This window comes from Roseibium suaedae, assembly GCF_900142725.1.
Lineage (GTDB): Bacteria > Pseudomonadota > Alphaproteobacteria > Rhizobiales > Stappiaceae > Roseibium > Roseibium suaedae.
In genome coordinates this window covers 475754-489753 of the sequence record NZ_FRBW01000002.1, presented here as the reverse complement: position 1 = coordinate 489753, position 14000 = coordinate 475754, and the positions used below count along the sequence as shown (strand labels likewise).

Annotated in this window: 14 protein-coding genes; 9 read left to right on the top strand and 5 right to left on the bottom strand. The window is 60.1% G+C overall.

The annotated features are described in order from the left end of the window. Nucleotides 1–223: 223 nt before the first annotated feature. Entirely contained in the window at nucleotides 224–2440 is a 2217-nt protein-coding gene (locus BUA94_RS09365; protein ID WP_073012220.1) for an NADP-dependent isocitrate dehydrogenase, read from the bottom strand. Between the two features lie 247 nt (nucleotides 2441–2687). Further along, nucleotides 2688–3245 carry an HdeD family acid-resistance protein gene (locus BUA94_RS09360; RefSeq protein ID WP_073012217.1) on the bottom strand — a complete coding sequence of 186 codons (558 nt, stop codon included), beginning with the start codon at nucleotides 3243–3245 and terminating at the stop codon, nucleotides 2688–2690. Between the two features lie 211 nt (nucleotides 3246–3456). Here BUA94_RS09360 and BUA94_RS09355 point away from each other — a divergent pair, with 211 nt between their 5' ends. From BUA94_RS09355 to BUA94_RS09340, 4 genes are all read left to right on the top strand, one after another. After that, nucleotides 3457–3876 (top strand): MarR family winged helix-turn-helix transcriptional regulator, encoded by a 420-nt coding sequence (locus BUA94_RS09355; protein WP_073012214.1) that lies wholly within the window; start codon nucleotides 3457–3459, stop codon nucleotides 3874–3876. Nucleotides 3877–3950: 74 nt separating this feature from the next. Next, nucleotides 3951–5213 (top strand): beta-ketoacyl-ACP synthase II, encoded by a 1263-nt coding sequence (gene fabF / locus BUA94_RS09350; protein ID WP_073012211.1) that lies wholly within the window; start codon nucleotides 3951–3953, stop codon nucleotides 5211–5213. Nucleotides 5214–5291: 78 nt separating this feature from the next. Continuing rightward, nucleotides 5292–5846 carry a helix-turn-helix domain-containing protein gene (locus tag BUA94_RS09345; protein ID WP_073012209.1) on the top strand — a complete coding sequence of 185 codons (555 nt, stop codon included), beginning with the start codon at nucleotides 5292–5294 and terminating at the stop codon, nucleotides 5844–5846. Beyond that, nucleotides 5843–6394 carry a GNAT family N-acetyltransferase gene (locus BUA94_RS09340; RefSeq protein WP_073012206.1) on the top strand — a complete coding sequence of 184 codons (552 nt, stop codon included), beginning with the start codon at nucleotides 5843–5845 and terminating at the stop codon, nucleotides 6392–6394. The genes BUA94_RS09345 and BUA94_RS09340 overlap by 4 nt, the downstream gene beginning before the upstream one ends. On the opposite strand, the gene BUA94_RS09335 is transcribed toward BUA94_RS09340, so the two are convergent. Then, nucleotides 6395–6937: an STM3941 family protein gene (locus BUA94_RS09335; protein ID WP_073012204.1), complete on the bottom strand. Its 543-nt coding sequence runs from the start codon at nucleotides 6935–6937 to the stop codon at nucleotides 6395–6397. It lies immediately after the preceding gene. A gap of 175 nt (nucleotides 6938–7112) precedes the next feature. Here BUA94_RS09335 and BUA94_RS09330 point away from each other — a divergent pair, with 175 nt between their 5' ends. Together BUA94_RS09330 and murI are read left to right on the top strand one after the other, a co-directional pair. After that, on the top strand, nucleotides 7113–7919 hold the full coding sequence (locus BUA94_RS09330) for an RNA methyltransferase (RefSeq protein ID WP_073012201.1): 807 nt from the start codon (nucleotides 7113–7115) through the stop codon (nucleotides 7917–7919). Continuing rightward, entirely contained in the window at nucleotides 7920–8717 is a 798-nt protein-coding gene (murI, locus tag BUA94_RS09325) for a glutamate racemase (protein WP_073012198.1), read from the top strand. It abuts the gene before it with no gap. 52 nt (nucleotides 8718–8769) lie between these two features. On the opposite strand, the gene BUA94_RS09320 is transcribed toward murI, so the two are convergent. Beyond that, a complete protein-coding gene (locus BUA94_RS09320; protein ID WP_084081899.1) occupies nucleotides 8770–10575 on the bottom strand; it encodes an EAL domain-containing protein in 1806 nt (601 codons plus the stop codon). A gap of 586 nt (nucleotides 10576–11161) precedes the next feature. Here BUA94_RS09320 and rpsD point away from each other — a divergent pair. Together rpsD and ttcA are read left to right on the top strand one after the other, a co-directional pair. Further along, the gene (rpsD, locus tag BUA94_RS09315) at nucleotides 11162–11779 is read left to right on the top strand and encodes a 30S ribosomal protein S4 (RefSeq protein WP_073012195.1); all 618 of its coding nucleotides are present in this window, start codon (nucleotides 11162–11164) and stop codon (nucleotides 11777–11779) included. A gap of 160 nt (nucleotides 11780–11939) precedes the next feature. Continuing rightward, a complete protein-coding gene (ttcA, locus tag BUA94_RS09310; RefSeq protein ID WP_175558039.1) occupies nucleotides 11940–12905 on the top strand; it encodes a tRNA 2-thiocytidine(32) synthetase TtcA in 966 nt (321 codons plus the stop codon). Nucleotides 12906–12955: 50 nt separating this feature from the next. On the opposite strand, the gene BUA94_RS09305 is transcribed toward ttcA, so the two are convergent. After that, nucleotides 12956–13249, bottom strand: coding sequence for a hypothetical protein (locus tag BUA94_RS09305; protein WP_073013779.1), 294 nt, complete (start codon nucleotides 13247–13249; stop codon nucleotides 12956–12958). Between the two features lie 214 nt (nucleotides 13250–13463). Between BUA94_RS09305 and BUA94_RS09300 the strand changes: the two genes are divergently transcribed. Next, entirely contained in the window at nucleotides 13464–13979 is a 516-nt protein-coding gene (locus tag BUA94_RS09300) for a DUF3280 domain-containing protein (RefSeq protein WP_073012189.1), read from the top strand. Nucleotides 13980–14000 lie beyond the last annotated feature (21 nt).

Below are 14000 nucleotides of genomic sequence, written 5' to 3'. Positions count from 1 at the left end.
TGACGGTACAGATGATGAATTTGTGCTGCCTTTACAAGGCTGAATTGTACCGAGAGATGTTGAAGCGCGGATGTGTTGCATTTTTGCAAGCTTCCGGAGCCTTGCATTGCATTTGACGATCAGCGATCGGGCCGGAAAGGCCGAACCGAATTAAAGGTCGCATGGGCAATAAAAAAAGGGCGGCCAATGGCCGCCCTTTTCTCTTGTGTTCTGTCGAGCCTGATCAGCCGATGATGCCGTTCAGGGTTGCGCTCGGGCGCATGACGGCGGCGACCTTGGCGGCAGGGGCGTGGTAGTAGCCGCCGGTGTCGGCCGGGTTGCCCTGGACGCCGTTCAGTTCGGCAACGATCTTGTCTTCGTTCTCGGAGAGCGCCTTGGCGATCGGAGCGAAATAGGCCTTCAGCTCGGCATCCTTGTCCTGAGCTGCCAGACCCTGTGCCCAGTAGAGAGCGATGTAGAAATGGCTGCCGCGGTTGTCGAGCTGGCCGACCTTGCGCTGCGGGGACTTGTCGTTGTCGAGCAGCTTTTCGATGGCCTTGTCCAGGGCGTCGGCCAGAACCTGTGCCTTGGCGTTGGACTTGACCTGGGCCAGATGCTCCAGGGACGCACCGAGGGCGCAGAACTCGCCGAGGGAATCCCAGCGCAGGTAGTTCTGTTCCATCAGCTGCTGAACGTGCTTGGGCGCAGAGCCGCCGGCACCGGTTTCAAACAGGCCGCCGCCGTTCATCAGCGGAACGATGGAAAGCATCTTGGCCGAGGTGCCCACTTCCAGGATCGGATAGAGGTCCGTCAGGTAGTCGCGCAGAACGTTGCCGGTGATGGAGATCGTGTCTTCGCCGCGGGCGATCCGCTCGGTGGAGACGCGGGCAGCCTCGCTCGGTGCCAGGATCTTCAGATCCAGGCCGGAGGTGTCGTGTTCCGGCAGATAGGCTTCCACCTTCTTGATCAGTTCCGCATCATGGGCGCGGTTCTTGTCCAGCCAGAAGATGCCCGGCATGCCGGAGAGGCGGGCGCGGGAGACGCCGAGCTTCACCCAGTCACGGATCGGAGCATCCTTGGTCAGGCAGGCGCGCCAGATGTCGCCGCCTTCCACGTCATGGGAGAGCAGGGTAGTGCCGGCTGCGTCGACGATGCGGATGGAGCCGTCAGCAGGTGCCTTGAAGGTCTGCGGGTGAGAGCCGTATTCCTCGGCCTTCTGGGCCATCAGGCCGACGTTCGGCACGGTGCCCATCTTGGACGGGTCGAGAGCGCCGTTCTTCTTGCAGAACTCGATGACCGCGTCATAGACGCCGGCATAGGAACTGTCCGGGATCACGCACTTTGCGTCATGTTCCTTGCCGTCCGGGCCCCAGCCCTTGCCGCCAGCGCGGATAAGAGCGGGCATGGAGGCGTCGATGATGACGTCGGAGGAGACATGCAGGTTGGTGATGCCCTTGTCGGAGTTCACCATATACATGGCCGGGCCGTTGTCGAGGGCGGCCTTGATGTCTGCCTGGATCTCTGCGGCCTTGTCAGCAGCAAGTGTCGCGACCTTGGCTTCCAGGTCACCGATGCCCAGATCCGGGTTCACGCCCAGTTCTACGAAGGTGGCGGCGTGCTTGTCGAAGACGTCCTTGAGGAAGGCCTTGACCACATGGCCGAAGATGATCGGGTCGGAGACCTTCATCATCGTTGCCTTCAGGTGCACGGAGAAGAGAACGCCCTTGTCCTTGGCATCCTGGATTTCCTTGGCGAGGAAATCGGACAGGGCCTTGGCGCTCATGTAGGTGGCGTCGAGAACGTCACCGTCGGTGAGCTTCAGGTTGTCCTTGAGAACCTTGACCGAACCGTCCTTGGCAACGAACTCGATCTTCGCTGTGCCGGCGGAGGCCGCTGCGATGGTCACGGACTTTTCGTTGGCGGCAAAGTCGTTCTGGCCCATCGTGGCAACGTGGGTCTTGGAGGTGGTCAGCCAGGCACCCATGGAATGCGGGTTCTTCTTGGCGAATTCCTTGACGGCGTTCGGAGCGCGGCGGTCGGAGTTGCCTTCGCGTAGGACCGGGTTCACGGCAGAACCCATGATCGCGTCATAGGTCGCCTTGACCTTCTTGTCTTCGTCCGTTGCCGGCTCGGCCGGGTAATCCGGAAGCTTGTAGCCCTGGGACTGCAGTTCCTTGATCGCGGCGTTCAGCTGCGGACGGGAGGCGGAAATGTTCGGCAGCTTGATGACGTTTGCATCCGGCAGGGTGACCAGCTTGCCGAGTTCGGCGAGGTCGTCCGGCTGCTTCTGCGCGTCGGTCAGATACTGCGGGAAGTTGGCGAGGATACGGCCCGCCAGGGAGATGTCCTTGGTGCCGATTTCAATGCCGGCCGGCTTTGCGAAAGCTTTGATGATCGGCAGGAACGAGGCGCTTGCCAGTTCCGGGGCTTCGTCGACCTTGGTGTAGATAATGTCGGACATGTCTTGGGTTCCCAGGCGTTGTGACCAATCGCAGGAAGCGCCGGATGCGCCTCCGGATGAATTACCGCATAAGCGTATACAATTGTGCGCAATCTTTTGCCAGCCCGCGCCAGCAAATTCACAGAGAGGATCTAGCAGGCGGGGAGGGAAAGGCAAACAGCAGAAAGCTGCGGCAAAGGGCCTTTCAGCAAAAACGGGCGGCAGGTTAGGACCGGCCGCCCGTTTTCACGTCAGGTATGGGAAGTGATCAGCCCTTCATTGCCCGTGCGGCCAGGGCGATGGCGATGTAGCTCCAGCCGTTGAACATGACGGAGATGCCGGCAACGAGGCCGACGGCCCAGGCGGCGGAAGAGGGCAGTTCCATCCAGATCATGACACCGGCCAGCAGCGAGACGAGGCCCGCCAGAACCACCCAGAACCAGCCTTCATGAGGCTTCAGCTTGAAGCCGAGCAGCAGCTGGCTGACGCCCTGTGCAATGAAGACAGCGGCGATGACCAGGGTGAGGGCGAAGGTGCCTGCGAGCGGGTTGGTGTAGATAACGATGCCGCCGATGACAGCAATGATGCCGGTGACGAGGCTCCACATCTGGCCGCCCTTGGCCCGGAAAGCCTGATAGATCTGGACAAGGCCTCCGACCACCAGAACGGCTGCCATCAGCAGGGTGATGGCAATCGAGGACGCCAGCGGTGCTGCGATCAGGATCATGCCGCCGAGGAGCAGGCAGAGACCGAGCGCCAGGAACCAGCCCCAGTTGTCTTCGATTTTCTGCCGGATTTCGCGAATGCTGGGAGATGCGTCTGCCATTGTGGTCTCCAGGGTAGGTCACGATCTGTTGCCCGGTTCGAGAGGCTTACTGAGGCAATCTACGGGCGAGTATTGAGACTATACACTTATTTTTGCAGCTGCATGTCTTTATGCGCAGGACGCCGTTCCCGGCAGCCGTCTTGGCAACGAGCGTTCAAGGTATTCTCCCGCACAGCTTGACGGTCTGTGTATCTACACATAACTATTCGGGATGATCGAAGATGATTTTTCCCTCTGCATGCTGGCAAATGCCCGCAAGGCGGCGCGGGCCGTGAGCCGTCGCTATGGCCGCGAGGCGCGCAAGATTGGCCTGACCCCGGCGCAGTTTTCCGTGCTGACGCTGATTCAGCAGGGACAAGGCAAGACCACCGGAGAACTTGCCGATTTCTGCTTCCTGGAACGCACAACCCTGATCCGGAACATTGCGGTTCTGGAACGTGATGAACTGGTGGTGGCAGGGGCTGCTGAAGAGGGGCGGGGCAAGGTCTATTCCCTGACGGCCAAGGGGGAGGCGCTGGTCACAAAGGCGCTGCCCTTGTGGAGCAAGGCGCAGGGTGACCTGGCTGAGGAGCTGGGCCGGGACGCTTTTCTGGACGCCATCCGGGTGCTCAAGGTTCTGTCGACCGTTTGAATGTGATTGCCGTGGCTCGCCACGGAGTGATTTTTGGCAACTTGAAATGTGTAGATACACATATAGGAGTGCACATGCAGAAGATCGTCGTGACGGGACTTGGAATTGTCTCTCCCCTGGGGACCGGGGTGGACGCGTTCTGGAAGCGGGTAACGTCTGGTGCCAATGGCATCCGGCGCATCACCCATTTCGATGCAAGCGACCTTGCCTGCAAGATTGCAGGCGAAGTGCCGGCGCGAACGGAGGACCCGCACGGCTTTGATCCTGATCTCTACATGGAACCGCGCGAGCAGAAGCGCATGGACCGGTTCATTCACTTTGCCATCGCTGCGGCTGAGGAAGCGCTCGCACAGGCCGGTTTCAGCCCGAAGTCCGATCGGGAAAAGGAACGCAGCGGTACGATCATTGCGACCGGTGTTGGCGGCTTTCCGGCGATGACTGCCGCCGCAAGGCTTGTTGCAGAACGGGGGGCGAGACGGGTCTCTCCGTTCCTGGTGCCGTCTTTCCTTGCGAACCTTGCCAGCGGACAGGTCTCGATCAGGCATGGGTTGAAGGGACCTCTTGGCGCGCCAGTCACGGCCTGCGCGGCCAGTCTTCAGGCAATTGGCGACGCTGTCCGGATCTTGAGAAATGGCGAAGCGGATCTGATGGTTGCGGGTGGGGCGGAGGCTTGTCTCGATCCTGTATCCCTCGCCGGGTTCTCCGCCGCCAGGGCCATGTCGACCCGCTGCAACGACACGCCGGAACTGGCATCCAGGCCCTTCGACCAGGACCGGGACGGGTTCGTGATGGGGGAAGGGGCGGGCATTTTGGTCCTTGAAACGGAAGACCATGCGAAGGCGCGAGGGGCAACGCCGCTTGCGGAGGTCTCCGGCTACGGCACGACGGGCGATGCCTATCATGTGACGGCCTCAGCGCCGGATGGAGAAGGCGGACTTCGGGCCATGCGCAAGGCTTTGGACATGGCCCGGCTGACCCCCGCAGACATTGGATATGTGAATGCCCATTCCACGTCGACACCGGTTGGTGATGCTGCCGAAATTGCCGCTTTGGGAACCTTGTTTGAGGGGCGCGGCAAGGATCTGGCAGTTTCCTCGTCCAAATCCATGTTCGGCCACCTTTTGGGCGCGGCAGGCGCTGTCGAGGCGATCTGCTGCATCAAGGCACTGACCAGCGGGCTATTGCCGCCGTCCCGGAACCTCTCCAACCCGGATTTGGGCATGGAGCGGTTCGAACTTGTGCCGGGCAAGGCTCTCTTGCGGCAGGTGGATCATATCCTGACTAATGGTTTCGGGTTCGGCGGTGTCAACGCAAGCGCGGTGTTCTCCAGAGTGTAATCCTGTCAGCACAAAATGCCTTGCTCAAAATCTCATTCTTGGGATATTTCTCAAATATGAGATTTTGTGAGGTGCTTCATGACGGGACCGGATAGTCTGGTTCGACAATTGACCTATCTGCGCACGAGCCGCGAGTGGACACTGGATCAGCTGGCGCAGGTGTCCGGCATCAGCCGGGCGACCCTGTCGCGGATCGAGCGCGGCGAAACGAGCCCGACGGCTGCCGTTCTGGGGCAGCTTGCGACGGCTTTCGGTGTGCCGATGGCGGAGCTTTTCGGTGCCGTGAGGGAAGTGGCGCCACCGCTTATCCGTCGTGAGGAGCAGGATGTCTGGTCTGATCCGGACAGCGGCTTCACTCGCCGCAGCCTGTCACCTCCGGCCCCCGGTTACCGGGCAACGGTGATTGAAGGCCAAATCAGCGCCGGTGGCCGAGTTGCCTATGGCACATCTCCCTTGCCGGATCTCGAACATCATCTTGTGTTGCTGGAGGGGGAGCTCGAAATAGAGCTGGGCGGCAGGATTCACAGGCTACAAGCGGGGGATTGTCTGCGCTTCAAGCTGCACTCCGGCAACAGTTTTCACGCTCCGGGCCCGGACAAGGCCCGTTACATTCTGACGGTGGTCGCCCCATGAACGAGAACTCTCCCGTATCCAAACCCAAGCCGAGTCTTGTGATTGAAACGCTTGACGCTGATCGGGCGGCAACTTTGCTGGATCCGCTGGCGGGCATTCTGGCCGGCTGCGTGGAAGGCGGCGCCGGTGTCGGCTTCGTTCAACCTTTCTCTCACAACGAGGCGGTCCGGTTCTGGCAGAGCCGGTTGCCCGGTCTTGAAAAGGGCGAGCGGTATCTTTTGGCGGCCATGGAGGCGTGCCGACCCGTCGGCACGGTGATGCTGGAGCTGGCGCCGCAGGACAATGGCCGCCACCGGGCGGAAGTCGCCAAGCTTCTCGTCCATCCCGGCTTCCGCCGCAGGGGCATTGCCCGCCTGTTGCTGGAGGCGCTGGACGGGCTGGCAATCAGCCTTGGCCGGACGCTTCTGGTGCTGGACACGGTCACCGGTGATGCTGCGGAAGGGCTCTATCCGCAATGCGGTTATGCTCGGGTGGGCGTCATCCCTGACTATGCCCGCCATCCGGTCGAGGGCTATTCCGCAACGACGGTGTTTTACAAGCAGCTTTGATCAGGTGGCTTTCTGAGTGGCTTGCCAGGCGGCCAGATATTGCAAGGTGGCATCCAGCAACTGATCGTAGCTGATCGTGAGGCCGGTGGCTCCGATGCACAGGCCGTCTGCGCCGAGCGCCGTGTTGGCCCTTCTCGACCAGCGGGCGATCCGCGTCAGGCTCAGCGTTTGCTCCACCTCGTGCGGGACGGAGATGACCATGATGGACTGGCGTTGATAGGTCCAGGTGTAGATGTCCTGAACGGCACTCCATGGAATGACCTCGGCTGCCACGCGGATGTCGCGGATGCCGTCCGGCCGCAGTTCGATCACCGTGCCCGTTTGCCGGAAAAGCCGCCACAGGATGAGGACACCGCAGGCAGAGAACAGTACGACACCGATGTAGCAGAAGAACACTGCCAGGCTGTTCGCCTCAGGAGTGCCCCAGGTGTAGATGATGGGGAAGAGCGAGACGGCTACCATCACGGGACTGAGCAGGAACAGACCGATACGCTTGAGCGGGGAGCCCGAGATCTCCAGGGAACGGGTCGTGTCGATGTGCATGAAGGGAACTCGCGGACGGTGCAGTTCAGGTGGAGGCTTTCTGGATCCGAACCCTAGGGGCAGCTGCCGGAAGTTGCAATTCCGTATGCCCCCCTGTGTCGGATGTTTTCCCGCTGCATGGCTGCTGGCACAATGGCCTCTTTCCAAGAGCTTCCCCTTCGGTTAAATCCGCGCCATGACCAGAAACGCAAACATCCGCGACGAAGCGCGGCAGGTGGATGTCCGCCCGCCGGCCGTCATCCTGTGCGAGCCGCAGCTCGGCGAGAACATCGGCACGGCAGCCCGCGCCATGGCCAATTTCGGTCTGACCGATCTGCGCATCGTCAATCCGCGGGATGGCTGGCCGAGCGAAAAGGCACGCGCCGCAGCAAGCCGCGCCGACCATGTCATCGACAAGGTTCAGGTGTTCGACAGCGTCGAGGCGGCAATTGCGGATCTGACCTTCGTGTTCGCCACCACCGCCCGCTCGCGCGAAGTGCCCAAGCCTGTGCGCGGACCCGATGAAGCCGCGCAGAAGTCCGTCAGCCTTGGCGTCAACGGCCTTGCGACCGGCTATCTCTTCGGGCGTGAGCGCTGGGGGCTCAACAATGATGAGGTTGCGCTGGCTGACGAGATCGTCACCCTGCCGGTGGACCCGGATTTCGCCTCACTGAACATTGCCCAGGCGGTGCTGGTCTGTGCCTATGAGTGGCGCAAGACGGCAACCGGCGGTGCGCTGCCTTTCCGTCTGTCGCCGGAGGAAAATCCTCCCGCGTCGAAGGATGATGTCGTGCGCTTCTTCGAGCATCTGGAAAGCGCTCTGGACGGGGTCACCTTCTTCCGGCCTGTTGAGCGGCGCCCGCATATGGTGCGCACCCTGCGCAACATCTTCCAGAAGGCCGAATTGACGGATCAGGAAGTCCGGGCACTCAGAGGTGTGGTTGCAGCGCTGGAAAAGCGCCAGACCCGTCCGCGCAAGGATGAGGAAACGGGAGAGGCATAAATGGGCCAGGAAGACCGGCCGATCCTTGTTCTGGATTCGGGCGTCGGCGGGCTGACCGTCCTCAGAGAGGTCAGGTTCAAGCTGCCGTTCGAGCGGCTGGTCTATGTGCTCGATGATGCCGGGTTTCCCTATGGCGGCTGGGAAGAGGGGCCGCTGACCGATCGGCTGATCGCGCTGGTCGGCAAGCAGATTGATGCGCACGATCCCAAGGCCATTCTGATTGCCTGCAACACGGCTTTCACCCTTGCGGGCGAAGCGCTTCGCAAGGCATTTCCGGATCGAACCTTTGTCGGCACGGTTCCAGCAATCAAGCCGGCTGCCGAGCGTACCCGTTCCGGTCTCGTTTCTGTTCTGGCGACCCCCGGAACCGTGCGCAGGGCCTATACGCGGGATCTCATTGCCAATTACGCGCAGCATTGCCATGTGCGTCTGGTCGGTTCCGACCGGCTGGCAGAGATGACCGAAGCGCATCTGCGCGGCGAGACAGTATCCGAGGCCGAACTGAAGGCAGAGACAAGCGCCTGTTTTCTGGAAGAGAGCGACGGGCGGCGAACGGATGTCGTGGTTCTGGCCTGCACCCACTATCCCTTTCTGACCAACCGGTTCCGGGAAGTCGCACCCTGGCCGGTGGACTGGCTCGATCCGGCAGAAGCCATCGCCCGGCAATTGTCGAGGGTGGTGACAAACCGCAGTCTTGGGCCCAGTGCCTTGCCGGATATTGCAGTCTTCACATCGGGACAAGCGGAACCTGCCGCCCGCCGCCTGATGGCGGGCTTCGGCCTCAGCGTTCCCGGCTGATTGAGCCTGTTTTCAAAATGATGGACGAGGGCGTGCCTGCCTGTGGCAGGGTTCAGTCTTCCTGATAGGTCTTGACTGCCAGACCATCGTCAGAGCGCTTGGCCAGCTTCTTGAGAGCAGCGATTTCCGCATTGACCTGTGCCGGCGTCAGGGAGAGACCAGCAGGCAGGGTCAGCATCGAGATGGAGCAGTCCAGCAGCGAGAACATGCGCGTTGCGCCGAAGCGGTCGGTTGCCTCGATGAAGCCGCGCTCGCGGTGTGCCTGGTCATAGAAGCTCTCTACATCAAGCTTGAAGGCGCGTTTCAGGGTCAGCAGCGTGCTGGCAATCTCGGTCTGATCGCCATTGATGTAGCCAGCGAAGAAATCGTCACCACCAACGTGGCCGCGGAACGAACCGGTGCCGGAAATATAGCGCTGCATCAGCTCGCTGAAGAGAATGATGGCGCGGTCACCCTGACGATAGCCATAGGTGTCGTTGAAGGGCTTGAAGTTGTCGAAGTCGAAATAGACGAAATGCCGGTCTGTCGACCGGGTCTTTGCAGCTTCCGCAATGAAGCGGTTGATGGCCTCGTTGCCGGGCAGGCGGGTCAGCGGGTTCTGGTCCTGCGCTTCCTCAAGCCGTTTCTCGTGAATGATCTTCAGCAGCGACGTCGCGGACAGGAAGCCGGCATAACGGAAGTTCTGCGTGATGATGATGCCGTCCGAATTCAGGGACGAGGCAAAAGTCACCAGCAGCATGTCTGCGTTCGAATCGATGTCGGCGATGGGGCAGGAGCGCACGAAATTGCGCAGAGGCATGTCCAGCGCGGCCTTGTAGTCCTCATCACCGAAGCCGCCGGCATAGAGATAGGCCTTCAGGTCGCTCTCGTGAATCAGGCCGCGAGGTTCCTGGTTGCTGTCGAGCACCGGGACGAGCTGCGCGTTCTGGTTCGAGACAAACAGGTCCATCAACTGGCTCATGGAAGACCCGTCAGAGATGGTAGGCAGCTGCATCAGCTCAGCCCGGATCCTACCTTCCTCTTCCTTACGCTTGTTGCCAAAGACCGGCGCCCGCACATGGTCATAGAAAAGCTTGGGAGCTTTCATCTTTTCCAGCGGCGGCGTGACATAGAAGCCCTGGACCAGATCACATCCGGCCTCGCGGCAGGACTTGAATTCCCGTTCCGTCTCGACACCCTCGGCAATGACGCGGGCCCCCAGAACGTGGGCGAGGTTCGCAACGGTGGTCACGAACAGTTTGCGGCGTGGATCGGTGTCGATGCCTTTCAGGAAGAATCTGTCGATCTTCACATAGTCCGGCCCAAGGTCATGCATCATCCGCAGTTCGGAGAAACCCTGGCCGAAATCATCGAGAGCAAGCAGGAAGCCGCTGCGGCGCAGGTCGTTCAGCGCATGATCGGTGATGTCTGAATAATCGTTCTGATGGCGTTCGGAGAGCTCAAGACAGACCTGGCTGGGTGCAAAGCCTTTTTCTTCCAGAATGTCGGCCAGATGCGTGCGGGGATCCATCTCGCTGCCAAAGCCGCGGCCATCGAGATTGAAGAAAAGCTTGGTTCCCCGCGCAGTCAGAACTCCGGCGAAGATATCCAGCGCCTTGCGCAGCAGCGCAGGCTCAAGCTCGGGAAGTTGCCCGCTTGCGTTTGCATGGTCGAAAAGGGCGGAGGGGGTCTTGAAGCCGAAGGGCTCAATGTTCCGGATCAGCGCTTCGTAACCGTAGACGACGCCGGTGGAGAAATCGACGATCGGTTGAAAAGCGTAGGTGGATTCGCGCACCAGTGTTTCGATGTCGAGCGCACAGGATTCCTCATGGACATGTTGGCCGTCGCCCGGAAAAGGCGCGGCGAACAACGGGCTCATATGCCCACTACCCATTTGGAGTACCTCCTGCCCGATCAGCATTGCTTCGTCTCCTCACCATCCTCGATGGTAGGGAAATCTTACAGTGCAAATTCTCAAGAAACTATGTTTGAGCGCGCTTAATTATTCCTAAAAACGGGCTCCTCCGGTTCACTCCCGATTGCTCCTTTTTTCTCCGTCAACCTGAATTAAGGCAATATGTTAAACAGGATCACTGCAGAGTATATCATATATATAATAAATGTCTTTTTGCTTTGCCATGAAATCTTAGGGGGTGTTTTCGGCGGACGTAGGGTTAGTTTGCGGGGGAGAATTTTGACAGACGAGAGGCCGGGTCAGCTTTGGCGAAGTTCTTGAGAAATTGCTTGCCTGGCAATGCAGAAAACCCAGGCTGCAATTGACAAATTGCCCTCTGTCCGATAGTACGCGCCGGTCTGCAAAGGTTATGCCTTTTCAGTCATCACGCACCCGTGGGATTCTGGCCGGCGCCGCCATGCTGGAACCCTGTCGATCCTCGGCCTTGCCGGGGGTAAAGGAGGGCGCGTTTCCTTGAAGAAGAACAACGCGTTATACAAAGGAAACCGCGATGTCGAAGCGCCATAGCGTTAAGTACAAGATTGACCGCCGTCTGGGCGAAAACATCTGGGGTCGCCCGAAGAGCCCGGTCAACAAGCGTGAATACGGCCCGGGCCAGCATGGCCAGCGCCGCAAGGGCAAGCTGTCCGACTTCGGTGTTCAGCTCCGCGCCAAGCAGAAGCTCAAGGGCTACTACGGCGATCTGTCCGAAAAGCAGTTCCGCGCCATCTATGCAGAAGCTTCGCGTCTGCGTGGCGACACCGGTGAAAACCTCATCGGTCTGCTGGAACGCCGTCTGGATGCCATCGTTTACCGTTCCAAGTTCGTTCCGACCGTGTTTGCAGCACGTCAGTTCGTGAACCATGGCCACGTCAAGGTCAACGGCAAGCGCGTCAACATTCCGTCCTACCGTGTTCGTCCGGGCGACGTGATTGAAATCCGCGAAAAGTCCAAGCAGCTGGCAATCGTTCTGGAAGCCGTTCAGTCCGCTGAACGCGACATCCCGGACTACCTCCAGGTTGACACCAACAAGCTGACCGTGACCTTCGCTCGCGTTCCGGCTCTTGCTGACGTGCCGTATCCGGTACAGATGGAACCGAACCTGGTCGTCGAATTCTATTCGCGTTAAGACCGGTCCGTTCGGATCATGGAAAGGCTGCCCTCCGGGCAGCCTTTTTTTGTGGCGTCAGCAAAATGCGCCACGATTGGTCACGGGATTGCAGGCCTTGCCCTTAGCTCCTGCCGCAAGTATTTTCCGGGCCGACCCCTTTCAGGAGACCAAGCGCTTGTTGAACTCTACGGATCAGGCTGCCGCCCAGGAGAATTTGCCGGAAGCCGGTGACGAGGATGTGCCGCCGGTGCTGCGCAATGCGCCGTCCAGCGTCGAGTTCAAGAAGCTCCGCAAGCGTCTGCTGCGCCAGGCGCGTCAGGCCATGGATGATTTCGCCATGGTCGGTCCGCAACGCGCGGACGGCAAGCTGCCCAAGTGGCTGGTCTGCCTGTCTGGCGGCAAGGACAGTTACAGTCTTCTGGCAATCCTGATTGAATTGAAGTGGCGTGGGCTGTTGCCTGTCGACCTTCTGGCCTGCAATCTGGATCAGGCCCAGCCGGGTTTCCCGGCTCATATCCTGCCCGAGTGGTTCGAGACCAACGGCATCGAGCACCTGATCATCCGCGAAGACACCTATTCGATCGTCACGGACAAGATCCCGGCACATCGGACCTATTGCTCCCTGTGCTCGCGCCTGCGCCGTGGCATTCTCTACCGGGTGGCACGTGAGCAAGGCTGTGAGGCCATTGTTCTGGGGCACCACCGGGAAGACATTCTCGAGACCTTCTTCATGAACCTCTTCCATGGCGGCCGTCTGGCATCCATGCCGCCGAAGCTCGTGAATGATGAAGGAGATCTGCTGGTTCTCCGTCCGCTGGCTTACTCAGCCGAGAGTGACATCGCCAAGTTTGCGCAGGGCATGCAGTTCCCGATCATCCCTTGCAATCTCTGCGGCTCGCAGGACGGTCTGCAGCGCGAAGAAGTGAAGCGGATGCTCCAGGGCTGGGAGAAAGAAACGCCCGGCCGTCTGGGCGTCATGGCAAGGGCGCTGGGTCACACCCGTCCGTCCCACCTTCTGGACCGTTCGCTCTATGATTTCGTCAATCTGCGCCCGGGCGATGCGTCCGGTGCTGCCAGCGAGGGGGCGGAAGAGCCCTGCGGCGCGGGTCTGGCGATGACGCGCAATCTCTTTGCAGCGGAATAAGCTCCGCGGCTAGAATTGGCTTGCCTGAAGCCGTCTGACCTCTAGCGAGGTCAGCGGATCTCGGTGTTTGCCTCAAAGCCGCCCATGGGCTGATTGCGGACCAGAATCACGAGCCCTTCCGAACTGGGCGCGGCATTTTTGAGGGCCAATCCGCCATAGGGGCGGCACAGATCTTCAGCGGATTTTGGGCTGGCCGGCGCGAAGACGGTGATCCTGGCGCAGTCGGTCCGTGTCAGGTCGCTTGCCGAAGCTGTGTTGAGCAGCTCCGGGACAAAGCCCTGACCCACAAGTGCCAGTGCTCCGGCAAGTCCCAGACACATCGATCCAAGCATTACGAGTTTCATGTCCCCGATCCCCTTTCTGCGGAGCTGTTCGCTCCGGTTGGCAGGATGGAGAATGGCGGTACGCACCTGTACTAACCCTGAAACCGGCATTCACCTGAGGTTCACTTTAGACGATTCGCATGTCTGCTCGGCAAAATTTGCCCAACTGACGTTGCGGTTTCCTCAGATCTCGCGTTAGCCTTGTGGCATGCAGATCGTTGGGAGGCGAAATGTCATGCTGAAACACCTCTATCTGCCGCTTGCTCTGGCGGTGCTGTTTCCCTTGTCCGCACAGGCGAGGGAAGTGGCTGTCTTCGACATGAGCTTCATCAATTTCAGCCAGGAAGTGGAGTTTGGTGCGAAGAATGAAGCTGAGCACCGGCGCATTGAAATGCTGAATGCCTATCTCCGGCAGCTTCTGGCCGAAAGCGGAGAGTTTCAGCTGGTGGATACCGCCCCTCTCGGGAAGGATGTCCATAAATACGGCGATGTCTTCACCTGTAACCTCTGCGAGGAGAAGCTTGCGCGGGAAGCCGGAGCGCCCGCCTCAATCACGGGAGCCGTGCAGAAGCTGTCTGTTCTGGTCCAGACCATCATCCTGCGGGAGCGCGATGCAAGCACTGGCAAGGTCGTCCGGCTCTATCAGACGGATATTCGCGGCAACACGGATGAGGCCTGGAAGCGGGGACTGAAATGGCTGGTGGACCACCGGCTACTGGCGGAGGCCCAGCAAGAGCCGGCTGCCAAATAGCCCGCTATTTCTTGAGGTTGA

Excerpts from the sequence above, each read along its gene's own strand:
- BUA94_RS09320 (WP_084081899.1), bottom strand. The coding sequence starts at position 10,575 with ATGAGCCCGTTGTTCGCCGCGCCTTTTCCGGGCGACGGCCAACATGTC.
- BUA94_RS09340 (WP_073012206.1), top strand. The coding sequence starts at position 5,843 with ATGAACGAGAACTCTCCCGTATCCAAACCCAAGCCGAGTCTTGTGATT.
- BUA94_RS09335 (WP_073012204.1), bottom strand. The coding sequence starts at position 6,937 with ATGCACATCGACACGACCCGTTCCCTGGAGATCTCGGGCTCCCCGCTC.
- BUA94_RS09345 (WP_073012209.1), top strand. The coding sequence starts at position 5,292 with ATGACGGGACCGGATAGTCTGGTTCGACAATTGACCTATCTGCGCACG.
- BUA94_RS09300 (WP_073012189.1), top strand. The coding sequence starts at position 13,464 with ATGCTGAAACACCTCTATCTGCCGCTTGCTCTGGCGGTGCTGTTTCCC.
- BUA94_RS09360 (WP_073012217.1), bottom strand. The coding sequence starts at position 3,245 with ATGGCAGACGCATCTCCCAGCATTCGCGAAATCCGGCAGAAAATCGAA.
- murI (WP_073012198.1), top strand. The coding sequence starts at position 7,920 with ATGGGCCAGGAAGACCGGCCGATCCTTGTTCTGGATTCGGGCGTCGGC.
- fabF (WP_073012211.1), top strand. The coding sequence starts at position 3,951 with ATGCAGAAGATCGTCGTGACGGGACTTGGAATTGTCTCTCCCCTGGGG.
- rpsD (WP_073012195.1), top strand. The coding sequence starts at position 11,162 with ATGTCGAAGCGCCATAGCGTTAAGTACAAGATTGACCGCCGTCTGGGC.
- BUA94_RS09330 (WP_073012201.1), top strand. The coding sequence starts at position 7,113 with ATGACCAGAAACGCAAACATCCGCGACGAAGCGCGGCAGGTGGATGTC.
- BUA94_RS09355 (WP_073012214.1), top strand. The coding sequence starts at position 3,457 with ATGATCGAAGATGATTTTTCCCTCTGCATGCTGGCAAATGCCCGCAAG.
- BUA94_RS09365 (WP_073012220.1), bottom strand. The coding sequence starts at position 2,440 with ATGTCCGACATTATCTACACCAAGGTCGACGAAGCCCCGGAACTGGCA.
- BUA94_RS09305 (WP_073013779.1), bottom strand. The coding sequence starts at position 13,249 with ATGAAACTCGTAATGCTTGGATCGATGTGTCTGGGACTTGCCGGAGCA.